General features: G+C 41.3%; 21 protein-coding genes. 19 read left to right on the top strand and 2 right to left on the bottom strand.

Going from position 1 to position 24,773, the window contains the following annotated elements; genetic code table 11:
* Nucleotides 1-98: 98 nt before the first annotated feature.
* The 16 genes from AC1DRQ_RS21265 to AC1DRQ_RS21190 all read left to right on the top strand — a co-directional run bounded on the left by AC1DRQ_RS21265 (nt 99) and on the right by AC1DRQ_RS21190 (nt 20,110).
* Nucleotides 99-839 carry an isoprenyl transferase gene (locus AC1DRQ_RS21265; RefSeq protein ID WP_429394573.1) on the top strand — a complete coding sequence of 247 codons (741 nt, stop codon included), beginning with the start codon at nt 99-101 and terminating at the stop codon, nt 837-839.
* Nucleotides 840-902: 63 nt separating this feature from the next.
* Entirely contained in the window at nt 903-3,455 is a 2,553-nt protein-coding gene (gene bamA, locus AC1DRQ_RS21260; protein WP_477426723.1) for an outer membrane protein assembly factor BamA, read from the top strand.
* Between the two features lie 15 nt (nt 3,456-3,470).
* Nucleotides 3,471-4,001: an OmpH/Skp family outer membrane protein gene (locus tag AC1DRQ_RS21255; protein WP_477426722.1), complete on the top strand. Its 531-nt coding sequence runs from the start codon at nt 3,471-3,473 to the stop codon at nt 3,999-4,001.
* Between the two features lie 48 nt (nt 4,002-4,049).
* Nucleotides 4,050-4,562: an OmpH/Skp family outer membrane protein gene (locus tag AC1DRQ_RS21250; RefSeq protein ID WP_429394581.1), complete on the top strand. Its 513-nt coding sequence runs from the start codon at nt 4,050-4,052 to the stop codon at nt 4,560-4,562.
* Nucleotides 4,563-4,630: 68 nt separating this feature from the next.
* Nucleotides 4,631-5,476, top strand: a complete 846-nt coding sequence (gene murI, locus AC1DRQ_RS21245) for a glutamate racemase (RefSeq protein ID WP_429394583.1) — start codon at nt 4,631-4,633, stop codon at nt 5,474-5,476.
* A 222-nt stretch (nt 5,477-5,698) separates the two neighbouring features.
* Complete coding sequence (locus AC1DRQ_RS21240) at nt 5,699-6,769, top strand: complex I subunit 1/NuoH family protein (protein ID WP_429394585.1); 1,071 nt, start codon at nt 5,699-5,701, stop codon at nt 6,767-6,769.
* 184 nt (nt 6,770-6,953) lie between these two features.
* Nucleotides 6,954-7,541, top strand: coding sequence for a 4Fe-4S dicluster domain-containing protein (locus tag AC1DRQ_RS21235; protein ID WP_477426721.1), 588 nt, complete (start codon nt 6,954-6,956; stop codon nt 7,539-7,541).
* Nucleotides 7,538-8,086 carry an NADH-quinone oxidoreductase subunit J family protein gene (locus AC1DRQ_RS21230; protein ID WP_477426720.1) on the top strand — a complete coding sequence of 183 codons (549 nt, stop codon included), beginning with the start codon at nt 7,538-7,540 and terminating at the stop codon, nt 8,084-8,086. The genes AC1DRQ_RS21235 and AC1DRQ_RS21230 overlap by 4 nt, the downstream gene beginning before the upstream one ends.
* Nucleotides 8,083-8,388, top strand: a complete 306-nt coding sequence (gene nuoK / locus AC1DRQ_RS21225; protein ID WP_477426719.1) for an NADH-quinone oxidoreductase subunit NuoK — start codon at nt 8,083-8,085, stop codon at nt 8,386-8,388. The genes AC1DRQ_RS21230 and nuoK overlap by 4 nt, the downstream gene beginning before the upstream one ends.
* A gap of 29 nt (nt 8,389-8,417) precedes the next feature.
* Entirely contained in the window at nt 8,418-10,472 is a 2,055-nt protein-coding gene (nuoL, locus tag AC1DRQ_RS21220; protein WP_477426718.1) for an NADH-quinone oxidoreductase subunit L, read from the top strand.
* A gap of 5 nt (nt 10,473-10,477) precedes the next feature.
* The gene (locus tag AC1DRQ_RS21215) at nt 10,478-12,082 is read left to right on the top strand and encodes a complex I subunit 4 family protein (protein WP_477426717.1); all 1,605 of its coding nucleotides are present in this window, start codon (nt 10,478-10,480) and stop codon (nt 12,080-12,082) included.
* 14 nt (nt 12,083-12,096) lie between these two features.
* Nucleotides 12,097-13,596 carry an NADH-quinone oxidoreductase subunit N gene (locus AC1DRQ_RS21210; protein ID WP_477426716.1) on the top strand — a complete coding sequence of 500 codons (1,500 nt, stop codon included), beginning with the start codon at nt 12,097-12,099 and terminating at the stop codon, nt 13,594-13,596.
* A 104-nt stretch (nt 13,597-13,700) separates the two neighbouring features.
* The gene (locus tag AC1DRQ_RS21205) at nt 13,701-15,008 is read left to right on the top strand and encodes an ammonium transporter (RefSeq protein ID WP_429394602.1); all 1,308 of its coding nucleotides are present in this window, start codon (nt 13,701-13,703) and stop codon (nt 15,006-15,008) included.
* A gap of 216 nt (nt 15,009-15,224) precedes the next feature.
* Entirely contained in the window at nt 15,225-15,851 is a 627-nt protein-coding gene (locus AC1DRQ_RS21200) for an alpha-ketoglutarate-dependent dioxygenase AlkB family protein (RefSeq protein ID WP_429394604.1), read from the top strand.
* A gap of 129 nt (nt 15,852-15,980) precedes the next feature.
* A complete protein-coding gene (locus AC1DRQ_RS21195; RefSeq protein ID WP_477426715.1) occupies nt 15,981-17,957 on the top strand; it encodes an amidohydrolase family protein in 1,977 nt (658 codons plus the stop codon).
* Between the two features lie 245 nt (nt 17,958-18,202).
* Nucleotides 18,203-20,110 carry an amidophosphoribosyltransferase gene (locus AC1DRQ_RS21190; RefSeq protein WP_477426714.1) on the top strand — a complete coding sequence of 636 codons (1,908 nt, stop codon included), beginning with the start codon at nt 18,203-18,205 and terminating at the stop codon, nt 20,108-20,110.
* A gap of 405 nt (nt 20,111-20,515) precedes the next feature.
* Here AC1DRQ_RS21190 and AC1DRQ_RS21185 read toward each other — a convergent pair whose 3' ends face one another.
* On the bottom strand, nt 20,516-21,172 hold the full coding sequence (locus AC1DRQ_RS21185) for a LysE family translocator (protein WP_429394611.1): 657 nt from the start codon (nt 21,170-21,172) through the stop codon (nt 20,516-20,518).
* A 183-nt stretch (nt 21,173-21,355) separates the two neighbouring features.
* Between AC1DRQ_RS21185 and AC1DRQ_RS21180 the strand changes: the two genes are divergently transcribed.
* From AC1DRQ_RS21180 to AC1DRQ_RS21170, 3 genes are all read left to right on the top strand, one after another.
* Entirely contained in the window at nt 21,356-22,990 is a 1,635-nt protein-coding gene (locus tag AC1DRQ_RS21180) for an MFS transporter (protein ID WP_477426713.1), read from the top strand.
* A gap of 89 nt (nt 22,991-23,079) precedes the next feature.
* A complete protein-coding gene (locus AC1DRQ_RS21175; RefSeq protein WP_429394615.1) occupies nt 23,080-23,538 on the top strand; it encodes a deoxycytidylate deaminase in 459 nt (152 codons plus the stop codon).
* 494 nt (nt 23,539-24,032) lie between these two features.
* The gene (locus AC1DRQ_RS21170; RefSeq protein ID WP_477426712.1) at nt 24,033-24,374 is read left to right on the top strand and encodes a DHCW motif cupin fold protein; all 342 of its coding nucleotides are present in this window, start codon (nt 24,033-24,035) and stop codon (nt 24,372-24,374) included.
* Nucleotides 24,375-24,432: 58 nt separating this feature from the next.
* On the opposite strand, the gene AC1DRQ_RS21165 is transcribed toward AC1DRQ_RS21170, so the two are convergent.
* A partial coding sequence (locus tag AC1DRQ_RS21165; protein WP_477426711.1) for a (d)CMP kinase occupies nt 24,433-24,773 on the bottom strand: 341 nt, incomplete at its 5' end.

Below are 24,773 nucleotides of genomic sequence, written 5' to 3'. Positions count from 1 at the left end.
GTCTAAAGCAAATATTTTATTAGACATAGCATTGATAAACTAAAGCATAAGCATGTCTTTTTACAGGCACTCAAGGGCAGCTTTTGATAATAAATAGTATGGGATATTTGGATCAGATTGATTTGTTAAAGTTACCGCAGCATGTTGCCATAATTATGGATGGCAATGGCCGCTGGGCAAAAGAAAAAGGCAAATTAAGAGTGTTTGGTCATCATAACGGAGTAACATCTGTTAGGGATGTTGTTGAAGGTGCCGATAAATTAGGCATAAAATATATTACCCTATATACGTTTTCGTCCGAAAACTGGAACCGCCCCAAATTAGAGGTTATGGCTATTATGGAACTTATGGTAAGCACCATTCATAAGGAGATAGCCGGATTTATGAAAAATAATATCAAGCTTAATGCAATTGGTGATCTGGACATGCTGCCTGCAAAATGTTTTAGAGAACTTAGCGCTGCTATGCAAAAAACCGCAGGTAATACCGGAGTAGTCCTTACACTGGCATTGAGCTATAGTTCAAGGCGCGAAATTGTGCGTGCAGCTAAAAATATAGCTGTTAAAGTACAAAACGGCGAACTGGACATAGCCGATATTAACGAAGAAGTTTTTGAGAACAATTTATTTACCAGCGATATGCCAAATCCCGAATTGCTGATAAGAACCAGCGGCGAATACCGCATTAGTAACTATCTATTATGGCAAATTGCCTATGCTGAATTGTATTTTACACCTAAGTTTTGGCCCGATTTCAGGAAGGAAGATTTGTACGAAGCGATACTTGATTATCAGAAACGGGAGCGCCGTTTTGGTATGACAAGTGAGCAAGTTAACTAAATTTTTACTTTTAACACTTTTTAACAACTGTATAAATTATTTTTAGCCCACTAAAATATTCGAATGTATAAATTTCTTTTTGCTATTCTTCTCTCTGTTTTTGGTACCGCAGCGCTGGCCCAGGTTTCCAATATTCCGAGGTCACCACTGACAAAATCGATACCGGCTGATAGTTTAAGTTATCTTAATCCCCGGGACTATATTATTGGGGGCATTTCTGTTAGTGGTGCAAAGTATCTGGATAAAGATATTTTGATACAACTTTCAAAATTAACCAAAGGTGATCGTATCAACTTACCGGGCGAACGTAATGCCGAAGTAATAAAAGCCTTATATAAAGAAGGTTTATTTGATGATGTACAGTTAAACATTACAAAAATTAACCTGGATACCATTTACCTGGAAATTGCAGTGAAAGAACTGCCGCGCCTTTCGCGTATGCATATAACCGGGATACGAAAGGGCGAAATTGAAGATGTACAGAAAAAACTGAACGACAGAACAGGGAAAATTGTAAATGAAAATTTAATAACTACCACTACTGCTATTATTAAGAAACACTTTAACGAAAAGGGTTTTTATAATACCACAATTAAGCTTACCCAGCGTAAAGATCCCGGAGATGCCAATAGTGTGATACTGGATGTGGCTATTGATAAAAAAACCAAAGTAAAAATAAACGAAGTTACTTTTGAAGGGAACAAAGCATTTAGCGATAAAAAGTTAAAGAAGTTTTTGAAAAAGACCCGCGAAAAAAAATGGTATAACCTGTTTGGTTCTAAAAAATTCAAACTGGATAAATACGAAGAAGATAAGCAGAGCCTGGTTGAATCGATGCAGGGCAAAGGCTATCGCGATGCCGAATTGGTAAGTGATTCTGTTTGGAAGCATGACGACAATACTGTTAACATAAAACTTAAAGTTTATGAAGGGCCTAAATATTACTTCGGTGATGTTAAGTGGTCAGGCAATGCCAAATACTCAACTGATTTATTAAACAGGATACTGCACATTAAAAAAGGCGATGTGTTTAGCGAAGATGAGTTAAATAAAAGGCTGGTTGGCCCAACGCCAAGTAACGATGATGTTTCTTCGCTTTACCTTAATGATGGTTATTTAACCTACACCGCCGATCCTGTACAGGTAAAAGTATACAACGATACTGTTGACCTGGATATACGTGTATATGAAGGGCCTCAGTATACTATAAACCGTGTAAGCTTAAAAGGTAACGATGTAACCAACGATAAAGTGGTTATGCGTGAAATTCAAACCAAACCGGGCCAAAAATTCAATAAAGATTTATTGATCCGCAGCTCGCGCGAGATTGGCCAGCTGGGTAACTTTGATGAACAAAAAACAGAGCCTAAACCGGTTAACATTAACCCGCAGGATGGTACTGTTGATTTGGTTTACAACGTTGTTGAAAAACCATCAGATCAGATCGAGCTATCGGGCGGTTTTGGTGGCGGGCAGCTGGTGGGTACACTGGGGCTTACGTTCAACAACTTCTCTTTAAGGAATATTTTCAACCTTAAAGCATATAAACCACTGCCAAAAGGCGATGGACAAAAACTAAGCTTAAGGGGCCAGTCGAGCGGAAGAACCTACCAGAACTTCTCGTTCACCTTCTCTGAACCATGGTTAGGTGGTAAAAAACCAATCTACTTTGCGTTATCAGCATATACACAAGGTAGTTCAACCGGGCAATACTATCCTAAAACAAGCCCTTATTACAATAACCTGCGTATAAACGGTGTTGGTGTAACATTGGGTAAACGTTTAAAATGGCCCGATAACTACTTCCAGTTAAATTACTCATTGAATGTTGACCATTATAACCTGGATAATTATACCGGTTACTTGTTTACCAATGGTACATCATACAATATCAAGTTAACACAGGAATTAAGCCGTAACTCAATTGATGCGCCTATTTTCCCAACACAGGGATCAAATATTAAATTTACTGTACAAGCCACGCCACCATATTCATTATTTAATAATGTTAACTACAAAATTGCAACCCCCGAGGAGCGCTATCATTTTGTGGAGTATTATAAGGTTAAATATGATGCGCAGTGGTTTTCTAAACTGGTTGGCAAGTTTGTGCTGATGTCGCAGGTAAGGTTCGGCTTCCTGGGTATGTATAATAAAGATGTGGGGCCTTCGCCGTTTGAGCGCTTTAAATTAGGTGGTGATGGTATGCAGAGCTACCAGTTTTTACAGGGTAGTGAAATTATCGGGTTAAGGGGTTATCAAAACTTCTCGATAGTTCCTGAGGGTTCAACCGAAAATCAAAATACAAATACAGGTAGCACCATCTACAATAAGTATACGCTTGAGCTGCGCCACCCGGTTATTGCAAGCCAGTCGGCAACTATATTTTTGCTGGCATTTGCCGAAGGTGGTAATGTTTGGAACAACTTTAGTCAGTTTAATCCGTTTAACGTGAGGCGTTCAGTTGGGGTTGGAGCGAGAATATTTTTACCTATATTTGGATTGCTTGGATTAGATTATGGCTACGGATTTGATAAAATACCAGGAGCACCTGATGCAAACAGGGGACAATTCCATTTTACAATTTCTCAGAGTTTATCCGGTGGATTTAATTAATTTGCACAGCGATATATGAAGAAGATAATTTTAATAGCGTTTTTAACGTTAACAGCAATCACCGGAGCTTACGCGCAGCGTTTTGCTTATGTTGATTCGGAATATATATTAAAACATATGCCGGAGTATGCTTCATCGCAAAAACAGCTGGCAGCTTTATCTGATCAGTGGCAAAAAGAAGTTGACGGTCGTTTTCAGGAAATTGACCGCCTGTACAAAGCGTACCAGGCCGATCAGGTTTTAATGACGGCCGATATGAAAAAACGCCGGGAGGCCGAAATTGTAGACAAAGAAAAAGCCGCGAAGGATTTTCAGCGTCAAAAATTCGGACCTGATGGCGAGCTCTCACAAAAGAGTGGTTCCTTGATTAAACCAATTCAGGATCGCGTGTCTAAAGCTGTACAAGCAGTGGCCGAAGGTGATAACCTGGATATGGTATTTGACAAAAACAGCGAAGTAATGATGCTGTATGCTAATCCGCGTTATGATAAAAGCGCTGATGTAATAACAAAATTAGGGCTTAAACCCGGAGTATTTGCTAAATAAATTTTCGAATAAATAAACAGAACTATTATTAAACACAGGACAAGAAAAATGAAAAAACTATTTAAAGTTGCTTTAGTTGCAGTAGGTATGATATTTGCGGGCAACTTTGCCAATGCGCAAACCAAAATTGGCCATATTAATTTTAACCAGCTGATTGACATGATGCCTGAAACTAAGACTGTAACAACCCAAATGCAGGCTTACCAAAAAACTTTCATCGACCAGCTTACTACCATGAACAATGAGTATACTACAAAAGGTCAGGAGTTTCAAAAAAACAGTGCTACCATGACTGATGCTATCCGTACTTCAAAAGGTCAGGAATTACAGGATATACAAAAACGTATGCAGGATTATCAAAACAATGCACAACAACAAGTTGATGCTAAAAGACAAGAATTAGGTAAACCACTTATTGATAAAGCCACTGCTGCTGTAAACGCTGTTGCTAAAGAAAAAGGATACGCTTATGTATTAGATTCTTCACAAGTAAGTTTATTGGTATCTCCTGATGCTGATGACCTGATGGCAGCTGTAAAGCTTAAACTTGGATTAAAGTAAAATCAATTATTAGTCATTTATAAAAAAGCGTCCTGTATATACTGGACGCTTTTTTTATTTTTGTGTATATGCATCAACCTATTGGTATTTTCGATTCGGGCTATGGCGGCCTTACTGTTTTTAAATCAATTATTGAACAGCTTCCTGAATATGACTACATATACCTGGGCGATAATGCCCGTGCGCCATATGGTAACCGCTCGTTCAACACCATTCATCAATACACCTGGGAGTGTGTTCAATGGTTTTTTGATCAGGGATGCCCATTGGTTATACTGGCCTGTAACACGGCATCAGCCAAAGCGCTGCGTACTATACAACAAGTGGATCTTAAAAATGCTGATCCCTCAAAAAGGGTTTTAGGCGTTATAAGACCAACGGCCGAAGTTATTGGCGATTATACCAAAACAAAAGAGATAGGTGTGCTGGGTACAACAGGAACCGTAAATTCGGGCTCATACCTTTTAGAAATAGAAAAGTTTTTTCCGGATATAAAAGTTTATCAGCAGGCCTGCCCTTTATGGGTACCGCTTATTGAAAATGGTGAGTACGACCAACCCGGTTCCGATTATTTTGTGAAACAGTACCTGGATCAGGTTATGGCTCAATCACCGCAAATTGATACCATTTTGTTGGCTTGTACTCATTATCCGTTAATTCAACAAAAAATAGAAGCCAACCTGCCAGCACATGTTAAGGTAGTTTCCCAGGGTGATATTGTGGCCGGTAGTTTGGTTGATTACTTGAAGCGGCATCCTGAGATAGAAACTAAGTTAAGTAAAAACGGCATTAACAAATTTTATACTACTACTGATGATACCGCCGATTTTGATCATCATGCCTCATTATTTTTCTCGGCTCCTGTAAAGTCAACCTTTGTATCAGCAAATGATCTGGTGAAGACGGAGTGTTGAGGTGGGATTTTGTCTGAACCGGGATTTTTGGGATTTAAGGATTTCTACGATTTGATTTAAAGTCAAGAAGATAAAAATCCTTAAATCCTAAAAATCTGTTTAATCCCGGTTCAGACAAAATAACATGACGTTCATCACCCAACTTAGCCTATCAACTTAATATAACTTATCGCCTAAAATATTATAACATTTATTAAGTTTGCATTTAAAGCAAACGAACCCTTGAGTTTTTATTTTACATATTTTGTTGTAGCAATTGGGTTGTTTAGTTTTGCGGCCTTTTTTGCTTTGTTTGGTGTTTACGCCGAGCGAAAAATTTCGGCATTTATACAAGACAGACTTGGCCCAACAGAAACAGGTAAATTTGGCTCGCTCCAAACCCTGGCCGATATATTGAAGATGATCCAGAAGGAACTGATCATTCCGGCAGCTGCCGATAAATGGCTGTTTATGCTGGCGCCTGCAATAATTTTTATTGCTGTTTATATGGGTTTTGCAGCGCTGCCCTGGGCGCCAGGCCTTATCCCTTCAAAAATAAACCTGGGTGTATACTATATTTTTGCCATTATATCTATCGAAACCCTGGGCATCCTGATGGCTGGTTGGGGATCAAACAATAAATATTCTATTTTGGGCGCCATGCGCTCGGCCGCGCAGATCATTTCGTACGAGATCCCTGCCGGTTTCGCCATTATATCAGCAGTGATGATAGCGCAAACGCTCAACCTGCAGGAGGTAGCCACCCAGCAAGGTATTTTATCGGCCGAAACAATAAAGTTTGCCGGTTTTTGGGATGTATCGGCAACAGGTGGTTTTTTTTGTTGGAATGTATTCCGCGCTCCACATCTGATCATCGCATTTGTTATTTATTTTATAGCCTCACTGGCCGAAAGTAACCGGGCGCCTTTTGATATACCCGAAGCCGAATCGGAACTGGTAGCAGGTTTCCATACCGAATTTACAGGCATCAGGTTTGCATTAGTATTTTTAGCAGAGTACTCGATGATGTTCCTGGTATCCATGATAGGAGTGATCCTGTTTTTAGGTGCGTGGAACACGCCATTACCAAATATAGGTTCGGTACATTTGGCAACGTGGACAACCGGCATGGCCTGGGGCATTTTATGGGTAACCCTTAAAACATTAACCCTGGTTGGCGTGCAAATGTGGATCAGGTGGACACTGCCCCGTTTCCGGGTAGACCAACTGATGAACCTTTGCTGGAAAGTACTAACCCCACTGGCCTTTGCATGTATGCTGATATCAGGCGTGTGGAGGTTGTGGCTGATGTAGCTTTTGGGAGCAAGGATTAAGGACGGAAGGATAAAAGATTAAGGATGAAAAGATAAAGGACAAAGCATAGAATTGAGAGTCAAGAATCAAGATAAAAGAAAAAAATCAAGGTAATCCCTGAATCCCATAAATCAAGGTTCAGGCAAAAAATCAAAATCAACGTAATCAAATAAATCAACGGTCAGTGTTTAAAAGATTAATCAACGGTTTTACTACGGCATGGAAAGGTTTAAGCCTTACCGTGAAGCACTTGTTTGCGTCAAATGCCGACAGGAAGATCATTACCGTGAGCGACAGTAATTACTTTAAACAACTGGAAGGCACCAATACCATACAATACCCCAAACAGGAATTGCCTGTACCCGAGGTAGGCCGCTACCAGTTGGATGTGGAAATGGATGATTGCATTGTATGCGATCTGTGTGCCAAGGTATGCCCGGTTAACTGTATAGATATTGAGGCTATCAAGGCCACTGAAGCTATAGGTCAAACCTCTGATGGTACCACCAAACGATTATACGCTGCTAAGTTTGATATTGATATGGCCAAATGCATGTATTGTGGTTTATGTACCATTGTATGCCCTACGGAGTGCATTGTAATGACCAATCAATATGATAAAACTGTATTCCAATTAAGCGACCTTACTTACCAGTTCTCAGACATGTCGCCCGAAGTTGCTGCCGAAAAGCGCGCTTTGTTTGATCAGCAACAGGCCGAAAAGCAAGCCGCTAAACTGGCCGCCATGCAAAAAAAGGAGGGCGGTGCATGACTTTAATACGGGTGCTTTTTTACTTTTTGAGCTTTATTGCTATAGCTTCGGCATTATATGCGGCGGCAAGCAAAAACCTGGTACGCGGCATATTTGTGTTTTTTGTAACACTGTTTGCACTCGCCGGATTATATGTATTGGCCCTGGCCGATTTTGTGGCCGTAACCCAGGTGGTGATTTACGTTGGGGGCATACTGGTGCTTATACTGTTTGCTTTTATGCTATCGGGTAAAGAAACCTTGAATGTATTACAGCAGCAAAAGGATAAGTTTTTCAGTCTGGCTAAACTGCCTGCCATATTACTGGCTGCTTTATTTTTTATAGTGCTGCTCAATGTGGTATTGAAGGCCGATGCTGATAACCTGCCGTGGGTCAAAGAATCTATAAGTCTTAAAAACGAAATCACACCGAATGCGATCATGATTGATAATATCGGCATTAACTTAATGACCCGCTATTTACTGCCTTTTGAGGCTATATCTGTTTTATTGCTGATGGCATTGGTAGGCGCGGCGCACTTATCACGTAAGGAGGGCAAAGCATGATCTCATTAACCGATTTTATGGTAGTAAGCGTGGCGCTATTTTGTATAGGGCTGTACATGATCGTATCAAAACACAACGCCATCCAGATACTGATAGGCATTGAACTGATACTGAATGCCGCGATTTTAAACTTGGTAGCATTTGGCAAATATGATAAGGTAAACAACAGCGGACAGATCTTCGCCCTGTTTGCCATTGTATTAGCGGCGGCCACCACCGCGGTAGCATTGGCCATTATATTGAATGTTTACAGGAGATATAAAACCATTGATCCTAATGATATTAATAAATTGAGGGATTGACCATTAAAAGAATATTATAACAAAATAAATTGGAAGACTTTTTACATTCCATACAAATATTAAACTATACAGTGGCAGCCGTAGCTTTGCCGCTGCTTGCCGCTTTAATAAACTTTTGCCTGCCGGTAAAAAGCAAGGTTGCAGGTTGGGTATCAACGATAGCTATCCTGTTGAGCTGTATATTATCAGCCAAAGTATTTGCCGGGGTGTGGAACAATCACCAGGTGCATGCACAGCATATTTGGTTTACCGTTGGCAAAACCGAGGTTTTTGCAGGGGTATTATTGAATAATCTTTCGGTATTGATGTTGTTGCTGGTATCAGTTATTTCCTTGCCGGTGCATATTTACTCCACCGCTTACATGAAGCACGACGATAGGTACAGCCGTTATTTTACCTATCTCAGTTTCTTTTGTTTCAGTATGCTGGCGCTGGTAGTGGTTGATAGCCTGGTGCTGTTTTATGCATTTTGGGAGTTGGTGGGTTTTTCATCATACCTGCTTATCGGCTTTTGGTTTACACGTGATAAAGCTGTGCAGGCCAACAAGAAAGCCTTTATCATAAACCGTATTGGCGATGTAGGCCTACTGACTGCTATTATCATATTATTTGCTCAATACCACACCTTTGATATCACTCAACTTTTTGCCGAAAAGGGATTGATAGCCCAGTCGGTTATTAATAATGGTTTATGGGTTGCCCCAACCGGGCAACTGCCCGCCATCTGGCAATACATCGCCTGCGGAGGTATTTTTTTAGCCGTCGCGGCCAAATCGGCACAGTTCCCATTACATACCTGGCTGCCCGATGCTATGGAGGGGCCAACTTCGGTGTCAGCGCTTATTCATGCCGCAACTATGGTGGCCGCAGGTGTGTTTTTGCTGGGCAGGGTTTACCCTATGTTTACCGAAAATGAACTAACCGTATTGGCTTGTATCGGATGCTTTACCGCGTTCATGGCGGCTACCATCGCCCTTACACAAAATGATCTGAAACGTATCCTGGCCTATTCCACCATATCGCAGTTAGGCTTTATGATACTGGCCATGGGAGTGGGGGCTTATGCATCTTCACTGTTCCATCTGGCAACACACGCGTTTTTTAAGTGCCTGTTGTTTTTGGTTGCCGGTATCGTGATCCACCAGATGCAGCACATTAAAGAGGATAACGGCCTGAACATCGATCCGCAGGATATCTCCTACATGGGCGGTCTGCGTAAAAAGCTGCCGCTTACTTTTATAGCCGCCATTGTGGGTGGCCTGGCGCTTGTGGGTTTACCGCTTACCTCGGGTTATCTGTCAAAAGATGGCATCCTGATCCAGGCTTTTGAATGGAGCGAAAACCGGAGCGGATGGTTGAAGATCATTCCTATCACGGCTCTGCTTACCAGCTGGCTCACCGCTTTTTATGTGGCGCGGCTTATTGTAAAAGTGTTTTTTGGTGAATTGAGGCTACTAAAAAATAACCCTGGTATTAAGCTGCACATCAGCGATGGCGGTTGGCAATACAAATTGCCATTAATTTTACTGGCTGTTTGCTGTTTGTTCCCTCTGTTTTCACTCCATCCGTTATTGTATGAACAAGCCTGGATTTTTAACGGATTAAAACCTTCTAATTTCCTGGTGCGCGAAAATATATACCATACCATTATCCCGGCAGGTGTAAATATTTTAAGCTTGTTTGTATTATACGCTGCCTACGCCATCTACGTAAAGCCAAATGGGTTTTCGTTCGCGCAAAGCAGATTTTTATATCGCCTGTCCTATAACCAATGGTATATTGATGCCTTATATAAACGCGCCATAGTAAAACCAGTATTAAGGCTGGGAAGCGCCTGCTTTTGGTTCGACCGCAGGGTTATTGATGGCCTGCTGCATTTATTAACCAGGATAAGCAGCTATATTGCAAAAGCTGCAGCCTTTACTGATCGATATATTGTTGATGGCTTTTTGAATTTGATGGTGATTATAGTGCAAAGTATTGGCAATTTTGCACGTAAGTTTCAAAGCGGTAAAGTACAATACTATTTGTTTAGCATGTTGGTAATTGTGCTGGCGCTGTTTATTTTAAAAATACTGATCTGAACCTGATGAATATATTAACCTTACTCATATTTATACCTGTACTGTTCGGCTTCATCATTATGCTGCTGCCCTCGTCATTGCGCAGCAGTTTTAAATATATTACCCTGTTGACTACACTGATACAACTGGGCATGAGCATATGGATATATCTTCATTTTAAAACAGGTGCTGCTTATGGCGGTATTAACCACGAAGATCAGTTCCAGTTTGTGAAAAAACTCCCCTGGATCTCCCTAAACCTGGGCAGCATGGGCAAAATGCAGATTGATTATTTTGTAGGGATTGATGGTATATCAATTACCCTGCTGGTCATGACATCGCTGGTATTGGTTATTGCCGCTTTATCATCATGGGAAATAAAAAGTAACCTCAAGGGTTTCTTCCTGTTGTTTTTACTGTTGGATATGGCCGTTATGGGCGTTTTTTGCTCGCTCGATTTCTTCCTTTTCTACTTGTTTTATGAGCTGATGCTGCTGCCACTATATTTCCTGATCGGGATGTGGGGTGGTGCGCGCAGAGAATACGCTGCTATTAAGTTTTTCCTGTATACCTTATTTGGTTCGGTGTTTATGTTGCTGGTGATGGTTGGTTTATACCTTTCCGTTACCGATCCGGCTACGGGTAACCATACCTTTAACATGGTACAGATGATGAACCCGGCCAATTATAGCGCGCAATCCATATTCTCCATAGCAGGGCATCAAACCATATTGGGCATGCCTGCACGTACGGTAGGCTTTGTGGTGCTGTTCATCGCTTTTGCTATTAAGGTGCCCGTGGTGCCATTGCATACCTGGCTGCCCGATGCGCACGTGGAAGCGCCAACACCGGTATCCATTATCCTGGCAGGTATCCTGCTTAAAATTGGTGGTTATGGAATTATTCGTATCTGCTTAGGTATTTTTCCGGAGGTAGCTACTACCGGTGCTTTTTGGTTGGGGCTGTTAGGAGTGATCTCAATTTTATATGGCGCTTTCAACGCCCTGGCCCAGCGCGACCTGAAACGGATGATCGCTTATTCATCCGTATCGCACATGGGTTTTGTGCTGTTAGGTATTGCATCACAAACTGCCGAGGGTATCAGTGGCGCGGTGATGCAAATGGTGAGTCACGGGTTTTTATCAACCATGTTATTCTTTTTAGTGGGTGTGCTTTATAACCGCGTGCACGATAGGGGAATTTACCATTTCAGGGGACTGGGTAACCTGATGCCAAAATATACAGCCTTTATTATGATCGCATTTTTTGCATCATTGGGTTTGCCGGGTTTTTCGGCATTTGTGGCCGAGGCGTTCACGTTAGCCGGTGCATTTAAATCGCCTACGGTAAATGATCTATTGCCTTACTGGATGGCTGTTTGCGGCGCGGTTGGTTTACTGTTGGGTGCGGCGTACTTTTTATGGACACTACAACGCATGTTTTTTGGTGCAGAATCATTAAAAGGGGGCGCTGTTTGGAAAACCGCCCTAACCGACCTGAACCTGCGCGAAAAATTGACTCTGGCACCGTTAGCTTTAATAGCCATAGCTTTAGGTATTATGCCATCATTGGTTTTTGATAAGATCAATGATTCGGTACTTACCCTGATCCAGTTTTTACAGCTTAAATAGTTCAATAAAAATAAATGCACGATCTGCTACCCCATATATCCGATCAGTTATCCAATGTTTTTGGCAGCATAACATATTTTATGCCCGAGGTTTATGTGACATTGCTGTTCATCATTGTACTGATCACCGACCTGATATTTGGAAAACGATCTACAGGCTTATGCCGTACCGTGGCTTGCGCAGGCCTGGTGCTGGTGATGTACCTGGACCTGATGCAGTTTGCCCTGGTGGTTGATGGGCAGCATTTTATATTCAGCAATATGCTGCTGCTGAGCCGCAGCAACATATTCTTTAAGCTAATCATTGATCTGTTATCGTTTATTCTGTTGTTATATTTTACGTGGGATAAAAAGCTGAACGGCCATCAAAAAGGATTGTCTGATCTTTATTCTATCACTATGGCATCCATATTTGGGCTACATTTAATGGTGATGGCGGTAAATCTGCTCTCCATTTACCTGGCTATTGAAATGGTCTCTATCGCATCATACCTTATGGTAGCCTATCGAACCGAAAATGCTTTCAGTACCGAGGCCGGGTTAAAGTATGTGTTGTTCGGCGCTGCATCGTCGGCTATTATGCTGTATGGTATYTCGCTATTGTATGGTTTTAGCGGTTCGTTGGATGTTATCTTTCAGAATAATATTATTGAATTATCCAAGGTTAACCCTGTTAGCTCATCATTCGCGGTGATATTGGTTTTGATAGGTATTGGTTTTAAGTTATCATTTGTCCCCGCTCATTTTTGGGTGCCCGATGTGTACCAGGGGGCAAGTACACCGGTAACGGCTTATTTATCAACCGTACCCAAAATAGCGGCATTTGCGTTATTGATCAACTTTTTGCCACCGTTCATACTTTCAGGCAGGTGGACAGGTTTTGATATTGGGATAGCCTTATCAATAGTCGGCATCATTACCATGATAGCTGGTAACTTTGCTGCCGTTATGCAAACCAATGTTAAAAGGATGCTGGCATACTCAAGCATTGGCCATACCGGGTTTGCCCTAATGGCTGTGGTAGTACTAACACTACAAGGGGTATCAGCCTTAACCTATTATTTACTGGTTTACGCGCTGGCCAATATCGCGGCCCTAATGCTGGCTACCTATTTTGCCAATGAAGCCGATGCTGAAGATGAGGACAGTTACAAAGGGCTTGGCCTTAAATATCCTATTGCCTCGGTTTGTTTTGTTATCGTTTTAATATCATTAACCGGCCTGCCGGTAACCGCGGGATTTACAGGTAAACTGTTTGTTTTTTCGGCGGTATATAGCGTTTACCAGCAAACCCATAGCATTTGGTTAATGCTTTTAATGGTTACGGGGGCTTTAACTACCGTGGTTTCCCTGTTTTATTACATTAAGATCCCACTTAACTTATTTCTGAAAAGAAAGGAAATAAGCGAAATAGATTCAAATAAATCTTATAATTTATTGATTTTATCAATCATCATAAGTTTTCTGCTGATTTTGCTCGGTATTTTCCCTGATTTGGTGCTTCACTACCTCTAATTTTTCGATTTTCATAATTTTTTAACAAAAACCTAACATTCTTCGTTTTTTTATAATTAAAATCATACTTTCAGGCCGTTTTACAAGCAATTCTAATATATTCCATGAAACGGTATTTTCCTTTCTTAGTAATTCTTATCATTTTATCATTAACCTTTCTTTTTCCTTCGGTAGAATTTAAAAACTCTGGTCATCCTAATTTTAATACAGGAGATATTGCCTGGATGCTGATGTCAACGGCCCTGGTTTTGATCATGACACCCGGTCTTGCCTTCTTTTACGGTGGGATGGTCAATAAAAAGAATGTGATATCAACCATGCTGCAAAGCATTGTTTGTATGGTAATTATTACGGTGATGTGGGGCATATTTGGTTTTAGTTTGGCTTTTGGCGATAGCTTTTATGGATTTATAGGCAACCCATCAACTTACTTTATGATGAAGGGTATGCTGGGCAATGCCACCTGGAAAGCGGCACCAACTATACCGTTATTGTTGTTTGCCATGTATCAGTTAAAATTCGCCATTATTACCCCGGCGCTGATTACCGGTGCTTTTGCCGAGCGCATCAGGTTCAACTCTTACATTATATTTCTTTGCCTGTTCTCCGTTTTTATATTTTCGCCGTTGGCGCATTGTACCTGGCACCCAGATGGTATACTGGCCAAATTAGGTGTACTTGATTTTGCAGGCGGCACCGTAGTACACATGTCGGCCGGATGGGCCGCACTGGCCTCGGCATTATATTTAAAACGCCGTAACGAAGCTAATCACTCACCAGCACGTATTACCTATGTAATGATAGGTACCGGGCTTTTATGGTTTGGCTGGTTTGGGTTTAACGCCGGCTCGGCATTTGGCGCAAATGCTTTGGCCGTTACAGCTTTGGCCACCAGTACAACGGCATCGGCCGCGGGCGGTATCACCTGGATATTTTTTGATATGCTAAAGGGGCGCAAGCCATCGGCTATGGGTACCTGTATTGGGGCTGTGGTTGGGTTGGTAGCTATAACACCTGCAGCAGGGTATGTTACTGTACCGCATTCGCTGGCTATAGGTATTATATCGGCAGTGGTGAGTAACCTGGTAGTTGAGTGGCGTACACGTACCTCTATTGATGATACGCTTGATGTGTTCCCTTGTCATGGCGTAGGTGGTATGGTGGGTATGTTGCTTACCGGTGTTTTTGCCAATCAGCATGTAAATGCGCTTAACACTACCGGTAACGGCTTGTTCTTTGGCGAAACACATTTGTTTCTTGTTCAACTGGTAGCGCTTGTTGGCGTATCTATATTTTCTTTTTTCGGTTCTTTATTATTATTAAAAATTACCGATATGATATCTCCCTTAAGAGTTTCGGCAGCAGATGAGGTGCTGGGGTTAGATATCAGCCAGCATGGCGAAAAATTATAATTATTGAATTTCAAACCAACTAAATAAACCTAAAGGTCCGGCTGCAAAGCCGGATTTTTTTTGTTAGCGGGGGAGGTAAGAATCAAGAGATAGGAGTCAAGAAATCAAAACATATTGTATTAAACTGTTTACAATTTACTTGGTCTAATATTTGAACAGAAACAAGAAGTAACATGTTGTTTTGATTCCTGTTTTATATCCTGACTTTATATAATTATGGATCCTTTTGCCGATAACCAGTTAAATATCTTTAATACAACCCCTCAAAATATTTTACCGTTTGATGGGGAGGTTTTTCTATACCCCAATTTTTATCAGGAAGACGGCGTTTACGATCTGTTTGAAGAGTTGAAACATACCATCCTCTGGAAACAGGATAAGATGAAAATTTATGGAAACTCGGTCAGCTTTCCCCGCCTTACCTCCTGGTATGCCGACGGGGATAAAACATACACCTACTCTGGCGTGGTAAATACGCCTATACCATTTACACCGCTATTGCTCCAAATAAAACAAGCCGCGGAAGCGCAATGCGGCAAGCAGTTTAATTCGGCCTTACTTAATTTTTACCGCAATGGCGAGGATAGCATGGGTTGGCATAGTGATGATGAAAAGGAGCTTAGTGGTAATCCGGTTATTGCATCGGTTTCCTTTGGCGCTACCCGTATTTTTCAGTTTAAACATAAACAGCAAAAGAAAGTTAAGCTCTCCATTGCGCTTAATAATGGCAGCTTGCTAATTATGCAGGGCCAAACACAGCATTACTGGCTGCACCAGGTACCCAAAACCGCTAAAGATCCAGGGCCGCGCATTAATATTACATTCAGGGATATTAAATATTAATTGGTAATTTGTATCGTAATAAATTGAATAGAGACTGACTTTAAAGGCCTTTTTGTTACTCCAATGTAACATATGGAGATAAAATATCGTCTTAACAAGTATATATCTATTATAATACCTATCACCTGTATGAAAAATCCTGCACTCCTCATCGCCCTTTCTGCATTTTTTTTAAACGCGAGCGCCCAAACAGATCTTCCAACCGATAGCGGCACATTTCTGCTGCATAAGTTTGAACAGCCAATAGGCAAAGAAACCTATTACGTACATAAATATAAGGACGCTATTCATTATACCATCGATTTTAAATTTGTTGATCGTGGTTCGCCAGTGCCTTTAAAGGCTGAGTTAAAGGTAAATCCGGTTGGTGATCCGCTGGAGCTTACCATTAAAGGAAGTACCTCCCGGTTCTCTAAGGTTGATGACAAGGTGACCATACGGGGTAATGAAGCATCTGTAAGAGTGAATGATTCATCATATACACAAAAGGTGTTGCCTTTAAGTTTCCCGGTAGCGGGGTATTCGCCAGGAACGGTACAACAGGCGTTGCTGCAATACTGGAAAAAACACCATGAACCCGCAAGTATCCATACCCTGCCATTTGGCTCGGTTCAAATAAAAAGAGGAGGGGTGGACAAGCTGGATTTTAATGGCAAAACATTAAGCCTGGACAGGTTTACCATTAGCGGACTGGTGTGGGGTAATGAATTGATATGGGCTGATAGTAAAGGTAACCTGATTTGCCTTATTACCAACGATGCCGAAGGGGATAAGCTGGAAATGATGAGCGCTCCCTATGAAACGCTATTACCGGAACTGCTTAATAAAGCTGCTGTTTACGGTATGCAATTGTTTGCCAAAGCCACCGCGCAAACCAATGCGGCCGATGAAACAATTGCAGTGACTGGTGGCACCCTGGTTGATGTGGTTACCGGATCAGGCATTCCGGATGCAGTTGTATTGATCAGGAAGGGTATCATTACCAGAACAGGTAAAGCCGGTTCAATAACTATACCTGCCGGGGCAAAAGTAATAAACGCCCAGGGTAAAACTATTTTACCCGGCTTATGGGATATGCATTCGCACTTTGAGCAAGCCGATTGGGGGCCCGCCTATCTGGCTGCCGGTGTTACTACCGTGAGGGATTGTGGTAACGAGTTTGGTTATATTAATGCTATTAAAAACGCTATTGATGGTGGCAAAGGAGTAGGGCCCAATATATTGAAAGCCGGAATTATTGATGGCAAAGGTCCCCGGGCATTGGGAATTATACAAGCTGATACCAAAGAAGAAGCGATAAAAGCAGTTGACCGTTATAAAGAGAATGGTTTTGCACAGATAAAAATTTACAGTTCGGCAAAACCTGAAATAGTTAAGGCAATTTGTGATGAAGCGCATCGTTTGGGCCTTTCGGTAACGGGACATATACCCGAGGGAATGACCTTACAGCAAGGCGTAGACTCGGGCATGAATATGGTGAACCACATGCAATATGTTTATGCCATGATGAAAAAAGCTCCCGACCGCTCCGTTAATTTTGACGATTCTGCAAATGTGGCAGCAATTAATTTTATTAAACAGCACAATGTAGTTATCGACCCAACAATAGGTGTTTATGAACTTGCCTATCGCAATGTAAAGGATGATATAACCCAACTTGAACCCGCTTTTTACAACCTGCCCGCGCCATTGCAGGCTTTATTTAAAAACATGGGGGCCGAGCCCGCGCAGGCTGCTAAAATAAAACCTGTAGTGACCAGTATGTTGCAAGCTGTAAAAAAGCTATATGACGCCGGTATACCTATTGTAGCCGGTACAGATATGGGTTTCCCGGGTTATAGCCTTGACCGTGAACTGGAACTGTACGTGGCCGCTGGCCTTACACCATTGCAGGCTTTAAAAACAGCTACAATTATACCGGCAACGGTAATGAAGATTGATAAACAAACTGGCTCAATTGAGGCGGGTAAACAGGCCGACCTTATTATTATAGATGGCGATCCGTTAAAAAATATCAGTGATCTCCGTAAAGTTTCTGTAGTAATAAAAGGAGGAAGGGTTTATGACCCGGTAAAATTACACCAGATGGTAGAGTTTGGTAAGTAGGGTTATTTTGTCTGAACCAGGATTTTTGGGATTAAGGGATTATTATTATTTAAAAAAGAAAATCCTGGTAATCCTTTAATCTGTTTAATCCCGGTTCAGACAAATCCCAGTTCAGACAAAAAAACGCTCGATTTAAGCATAAAGAATTAACGTTTTAGCAACTTATCCACAAACTACTATTTAATGACAATTGATTTAAGCATAGTTCATTATAAAATGATACCTTTGCAGCCTCATTCCAAATCATGAGCGATCAGATTAAACATGAATGCGGTGTGGCATTTATCCGCCTATTAAAGCCACTGTCTTATTATCAGAAAAAGTACGGAACTGCCCTGTACGGCCTGAACAAGCTTTACCTTTTAATGGAGAAACAACACAACCGGGGCCAGGATGGCGCTGGGGTTGCAACTATTAAATTGGATATTGAGCCTGGCAAGCGGTACATCAGTCGTCACCGTTCAATGGCATCAAATGCCGTTGCTGATATTTTTGAATACATTCAGAAAAAATTCGCTGAAATTCAAAAAGAAAGTCCCGAAAAATTAGCCGATGCCGAATGGCTGAAGGAAAATGTAAGCTTTACAGGCGAGGTTTTGCTTGGGCACCTGCGTTATGGTACCCATGGTAAAAACAGCATTGAGAGCTGTCATCCATTTTTGAGGCAAAACAACTGGCAAACCCGTAACCTGGTTATTGYAGGTAACTTCAACATGACCAATGTTGACGAACTGTTGCAACAGCTTTACGATCTGGGTCAGCATCCGAAAGAAAAAGCGGATACTATTACAGTGCTCGAAAAAATGGGTCATTTTATTGATACCGAAAACCAGGGGCTGTTTGATCAGTACAAACGCGAAGGACTTGACGATAATGTGGAGATCAGTAAGCTGATAGCCAATGATATGGATGTAGCTAAAATACTCCGTAAATCGGCCAAGAACTGGGATGGTGGTTATACCATTGCGGGTATATTGGGCCATGGTGATGCTTTTGTAATGCGCGACCCGGTAGGGATCAGACCTGCATTCTATTATTATAACGACGAAATAGTTGTTGCCGCATCAGAGCGTCCGGCTATTCAAACCGCGTTTAACATTCCTATTGAAGATATTAAAGAGATACGCCCCGGCCATGCTTTAATTGTTAAAAAGAATGGTAAAATAACCGAGGATATGTTTAGCGAGCCAAAGGAAAAGAAAGCCTGTTCATTTGAACGGATCTATTTTTCGAGGGGTAGCGATGCATCCATCTACCGTGAGCGTAAACAATTAGGCAGGCTGCTTTGTCCGCAGATATTGAACGCGGTTGACCACGATATACAAAATACCGTATTCTCTTATATCCCTAACACTGCCGAGGTTGCTTTTTACGGTATGGTGGAAGGCGTTCATAAATACGTTAAAAAATACCAGCGCGATAAACTGCTTAACCGCGAGGATAAGATAAGTGAGGAAGAGTTAACAGAAGTATTACAGCTTGCACCAAGGGTTGAAAAAATAGCCATAAAGGATGTAAAGCTACGTACTTTTATTACCCAGGATGCTGACCGTAGCGAAATGGTTGCCCACGTATATGATACTACCTATGGCCTTATCAAAAAGAATACGGATACCCTGGTAGTACTTGACGATTCAATTGTACGCGGTACTACCCTAAAACAAAGTATCCTGAAGATACTTGACAGGCTTGGTCCTAAAAAGATAGTGGTAGTTTCATCTGCCCCGCAGATCCGTTACCCTGATTGTTATGGTATCGATATGTCGCGTATGGGTGAGTTTGTTGCTTTTGAAGCAGCTATTAGCTTGTTGAAAGAAATGGATAGGGAAGATATCATTCTTGATGTTTATCAAAAATGTAAGGACAGCGCAAGCCTTCCGAAAGAAGAAGTAGAGAACTACGTAAAAGCGATATACGAACTGTTTACCGATCAGCAGATCTCAGACCGGATTGCACAGATCATTACGCCTAAAGAAATAAAATGTAAGGTTGAAGTTTTATACCAAACCTTAGATAACCTGCATATTGCCTGCCCTGATCATACCGGCGACTGGTATTTCAGTGGTGACTACCCAACCCCAGGTGGTAACAAGGTTGTTAACCGCGCCTTTGTAAACTGGATGGAAGGTAAAAACCAAAGAGCTTATATGTAATGCCCCTAACCCCCTGAAGTGGGAACAAAATATTCAAGGCGATGAGTTTAACTTATCGCCTTTTTTGTTTATAAGTTGTCATTCTGAGTTATCAAAAGCAGCGGTATCTAAAGGTTAAATGACGTAGGAGGCGGAAGGCTGTGCGATTCCCCTCTTGAGAGGGGTGGAGGAATGTGTCCTTTTCATCGCACGTATAAACACACCCCCTCCACCCTCGATTCCTACGCGCCCCCTCTCAAGAGGGGAACTAAAAACAAACACGCCATGGGTAGTAAGCATAGCGAAGAATCTGTTTTTGAACTTTGCATGTCGCAGAATAGATCCTTCGTTCCCTGCCTGCCGGCAGGCAGGCTCAGGATAACAAAAAGTTCTGATTTAGAAAATTATGATAATCCTTTCTGTGGCCTACGAGCCTGCAGGCGCCGAAAATACAAAATGGGTAACCAACTTATCTACCAGGATCAAGGAAGCTATAATGAGCGCTATACCGGCAACTTCGTTGAGGCGATGTACCAGTTTAACAGATATTTTGTCGCGCAGTTTATTGGCGTAAAAAGCTTTGGTGGTATCCATTCCAAATTGCACAATGAGTACGGTTGCAAACATAACGGCAATTTTAAATGAGCGATGGGCAACACCTTCATGAAATACAGTACTGGCTGTACCAATTACCGTTATCCAGTGAAAAAGGAGGGTAGGGTTAAAAATGCACATCAAAAACCCTTTTAAAAAGTAGCCCGCCCGGTTAATGCCCGAGGGTACCTTATTTTCGTAATTAACTTCGCCTTTTTTAAACAGGTACCGTACACCTACGCTAAATAGTATAATGCTGCCAACAACACCAGCTACGGTTTTTGCATGGTTGGAAATATCAAAATACTGCGAACCAAATAAAATGGCGCCTACAAAAACCACATCGCTGCAAACTACACCAAGAGCAAGGGCAATACCTGCATGAAAGCCTTTTTCAATGCTGGTTTTAATAAGAGCAAAAAAGACCGGGCCAGTCAAAAACGTCAACACTAATCCTATCCCTATTCCCGAAATAATAGCTTCTATCATTATTAAGGCTTATGTTCCAATTTTGAACACTGCGAATATGCAATTTTATCTATTAAACAACGAAACTTAAAATTGTGATTTATTTATTGTGATTTATTTAATTTGAAAAAGTATAACAACATTTACAAAAATTGAATTATGTTTATCGATTCAAAATAATATTCCGTATAACCTAATTAAAAGATGGAACAAAACAATACTAAAAGTTACAGCTCAGCACTATACACACTGATCACTGTATTTTTCTTCTGGGGCTTTTTAGCTGCATCAAACGGTATCTTTATACCATTCTGTAAAACGCATTTTAGTTTAACTCAATTTGAGTCGCAATTAATTGATTTTACCTTTTATGGCGGATATTTTATTGGCTCATTAATACTTTATTTTGCATCACAAGCCAGTAAAGTTGATATCATGAATAAGTTAGGTTATAAAAATGGTATCATATTAGGTCTGGTTATATCAGCTGTGGGCGCATTAGGTATGATACCTGCTGTAGCAAGTGGTTCATTCGGATTTATACTTGCAGTTTTCTTTATCATAGCAATAGGTTTCTCTTTACAGCAAACTGCGGCAAACCCATTTGTGGTTGCTTTAGGTGCACCAGAAACGGGTTCAAACCGTTTAAATTTTGCGGGTAGTATTAATAACATTGGTGCTTTATTGGGGCCAATTGTAGTTAGTGTTGTATTATTTGGATCGGCATCAGCAAAAATAGCGGCTTCGGAAGTAAAGATATCATCCATAAATAACTTGTATTATATGCTGGCGGCTTTATTTATAGCTGTTGCCATATTCTTCTGGTTCTCTAACCTTCCAAAGGTTACCAGCGACGAGAAAATTGAATCAAGCTCAAAAGCAAATACACCATTGCTCATCATTTTTGTGGCGTTCTTATTGATACTTGCTGCCGATCCGTTGAGCAATGCCATCGGCATACCAAGCCAGTATTTTGTATATGCATCTTTGGCTATTATATTATTTACCCTGGTGGGTACAATTTTTGCCGCCAAAAACAGCACCGAAGGTTGGGGCGCAATGCATTATCCACAGTTAATTTTGGGTATGATAGCTATTTTTACCTATGTAGGAACTGAGGTTACTATTCAGAGTAATATGGGTTCCCTATTAAAAACACCTGAATTTGGTTCATTTAATGAGTCTGATATCGCTCCTTATATTTCCCTGTATTGGGGCAGTTTGATGATCGGTCGTTTTGCAGGTTCTATTGGTGCTTTTGATCTTTCAAAAACAACTAAATACATTTTGTATATTATAGTTCCGTTTGTTGCATTTGGCCTTGTGCTGCTTGTGAACGCGGTAACCGGTGTTAATGTAAGCAACCTGTATGTTTATGCTATTTGCGTAGCCATACTTATTGTAGCGTTCTTTATAGGTCAGCAAAAGCCAACACGTACTTTATCGGTATTGGGTTTACTGGGCATGGCCTTTATGTTAGTAGGTTTATTTACCACTGGCAGGGTAGCTACATTCGCTTTCATTAGCGGTGGCTTGTGCTGCTCTATTATGTGGCCATCTATTTTCTCATTAGCTATCACAGGCCTGGGCAAGTACACCAGCCAGGGGTCGGCATTTTTGATCATGATGATCCTGGGCGGATCAATAATACCTCCATTGCAGGGTAAAATAGCCGATGGCAGTAATGATGTTGTAAAAGGCATGAGCGGTATCCATTTCTCCTACATAGTACCTGTAATAGGATTTGCCTACCTTGCATATTTTGCCTGGAAAGTAAGCCGCGAACTACGCAGCCAGGGCATTGACCTTGACCATGTAGAAGTAAAAGGCGGGCATTAATTTAAAAAAGAATTATTGTATCATTGGGTCATTAAATCATTCTTTTGAATGGTTTAATGACCCAATGGCATTTAATGACCTATTGACTTATGATAACAAAACCAAGTTTCGATCATATTTTTATGAACCTGGCAACCGACCTGGCTAAGCGCTCACATTGCGTTAAAGCCCAGGTCGGTGCCGTTTTAACCCGCGACACCCGCATTATTTCCATTGGTTATAACGGGCCGCCGGCAGGTACCCACAATTGCGATGAGGAATGGCCCGCTACTGGCTGCCCGCGCGATTCAAAAGGCAGCTGTTCGCTTGCTTTGCATGCCGAAGAAAATGCCATATTATATGCCGTAAAGAATGGGGCCCGCCTTGAAGGGGCTACTTTGTACACTACGCTATCACCTTGTTTGCCTTGTGCCCGGCTTATATTTTCGGCAGGGATCAAACATGTTTATTTTGATAAATCATACGCCGAGTACAAAGGCCTTACCAGCGATGAAGGGGTTGATTTTTTAAATCACTTTGGGGTTAAAGCAGAAAAGTTTATTGGATAGGTTTAATGATAAAATGATGAGAAAGCAAACCCGATTTATACTAACATACAATTTTTGCTTTATTGTGCTTGCTGTGTTAAGTGTTATAGTGTTTGATAACTCGCCCGCTTCCGGCAAAAACGAGATGGTTGGCTTTGTATTGTGGGGATGTGTTTTTTATGCTCTTATTGCTTATATTAGTTGGGGTGTCATCGATAGGCTTACCAGTAAAATAGTAAATACAAAACTCTAGTTGATTGTAAGGTTTTTTTCAGGCTTACTTATTTTACATTTGTTAAGCTTTCTGGGAGGTGGTTTTCTATTAATGAGTTTGGTGACGGGCAACCCACGTTATGGCAATTTTAATATCAGCCTTGGCATTCACATTATAATATATAATATCCTTTTCCATTGCTTCAATAGGTTATAACAGTAGTGGTATTGTATTTGGGGGTAGCGTGGGTAAACCAATGATTTAAACGGAAAGAATAAGCTTGAGATAATAATTGAGAGAAATGTACAGTATCCCATTTCAAACCATAGACTGGACATCAGTTGAAAAAACAGAGCATAAGGGAGAAAGCGGAACCGCATTCTGGCAAACTTTGCAATTTGGCGGACTAAGGATGCGTATAGTTGAATATTCAAAAGGCTATTTGGCCGATCACTGGTGCCAAAAAGGACATATTGTACATTGTTTAGAAGGTGGGTTTGTTAGTGAACTTCAAAACGGAGAAGACTTTACCCTGACAAAAGGAATGACCTATATTGTATCTGATGATCTTAGTTCGCACCGGTCTGTATCAGCCAATGGTGTTAAACTGCTTATAATCGACGGAGATTTTTTAAAGCCATAAGATCATATCTCAACAACGAACCTTTCGCTTTTTACCTTTATCCTTTCGCCAAAAAAACTTACAGAACAAAGGGCCTAACCTTATCCAGGGCAAACTCTAATTGCTCAGTGGGAGTGAGGTCGGTATTATCTAATATAATGGCATCATCGGCTCTTACAAGAGGGCTTTCCTCGCGGGTGGTGTCCTGGTAATCACGATGGGCCAGGTTCTCAAATACATCTTCTAAAGTGATCTCGGGATTTTTACCGGTAATTTCCTTAAAGCGTCTTTCGGCCCGTACTTTTGGATCGGCGGTCATGAATATTTTAACGGTAGCATGGGGGAATACCGTAGTGCCAATATCACGCCCATCCATCACAATGTTTTTGGAATGACCCATGCGCTGCTGCTGTTTCACCA

This window comes from Mucilaginibacter sp. P4_E8, from assembly GCF_056401495.1.
The sequence above is the reverse complement of the archived record's forward strand: the minus strand, read 5'-3'. Positions and strand labels throughout refer to the sequence as shown.

Coding starts and splice junctions, on each gene's coding strand:
- AC1DRQ_RS21265 (WP_429394573.1), top strand. CDS start 99: ATGGGATATTTGGATCAGATTGATTTGTTAAAGTTACCGCAGCATGTT.
- bamA (WP_477426723.1), top strand. CDS start 903: ATGTATAAATTTCTTTTTGCTATTCTTCTCTCTGTTTTTGGTACCGCA.
- AC1DRQ_RS21255 (WP_477426722.1), top strand. CDS start 3,471: ATGAAGAAGATAATTTTAATAGCGTTTTTAACGTTAACAGCAATCACC.
- AC1DRQ_RS21250 (WP_429394581.1), top strand. CDS start 4,050: ATGAAAAAACTATTTAAAGTTGCTTTAGTTGCAGTAGGTATGATATTT.
- murI (WP_429394583.1), top strand. CDS start 4,631: ATGCATCAACCTATTGGTATTTTCGATTCGGGCTATGGCGGCCTTACT.
- AC1DRQ_RS21230 (WP_477426720.1), top strand. CDS start 7,538: ATGACTTTAATACGGGTGCTTTTTTACTTTTTGAGCTTTATTGCTATA.
- nuoK (WP_477426719.1), top strand. CDS start 8,083: ATGATCTCATTAACCGATTTTATGGTAGTAAGCGTGGCGCTATTTTGT.
- AC1DRQ_RS21215 (WP_477426717.1), top strand. CDS start 10,478: ATGAATATATTAACCTTACTCATATTTATACCTGTACTGTTCGGCTTC.
- AC1DRQ_RS21205 (WP_429394602.1), top strand. CDS start 13,701: ATGAAACGGTATTTTCCTTTCTTAGTAATTCTTATCATTTTATCATTA.
- AC1DRQ_RS21200 (WP_429394604.1), top strand. CDS start 15,225: ATGGATCCTTTTGCCGATAACCAGTTAAATATCTTTAATACAACCCCT.
- AC1DRQ_RS21195 (WP_477426715.1), top strand. CDS start 15,981: ATGAAAAATCCTGCACTCCTCATCGCCCTTTCTGCATTTTTTTTAAAC.
- AC1DRQ_RS21185 (WP_429394611.1), bottom strand. CDS start 21,172: ATGATAGAAGCTATTATTTCGGGAATAGGGATAGGATTAGTGTTGACG.
- AC1DRQ_RS21180 (WP_477426713.1), top strand. CDS start 21,356: ATGGAACAAAACAATACTAAAAGTTACAGCTCAGCACTATACACACTG.
- AC1DRQ_RS21175 (WP_429394615.1), top strand. CDS start 23,080: ATGATAACAAAACCAAGTTTCGATCATATTTTTATGAACCTGGCAACC.
- AC1DRQ_RS21170 (WP_477426712.1), top strand. CDS start 24,033: ATGTACAGTATCCCATTTCAAACCATAGACTGGACATCAGTTGAAAAA.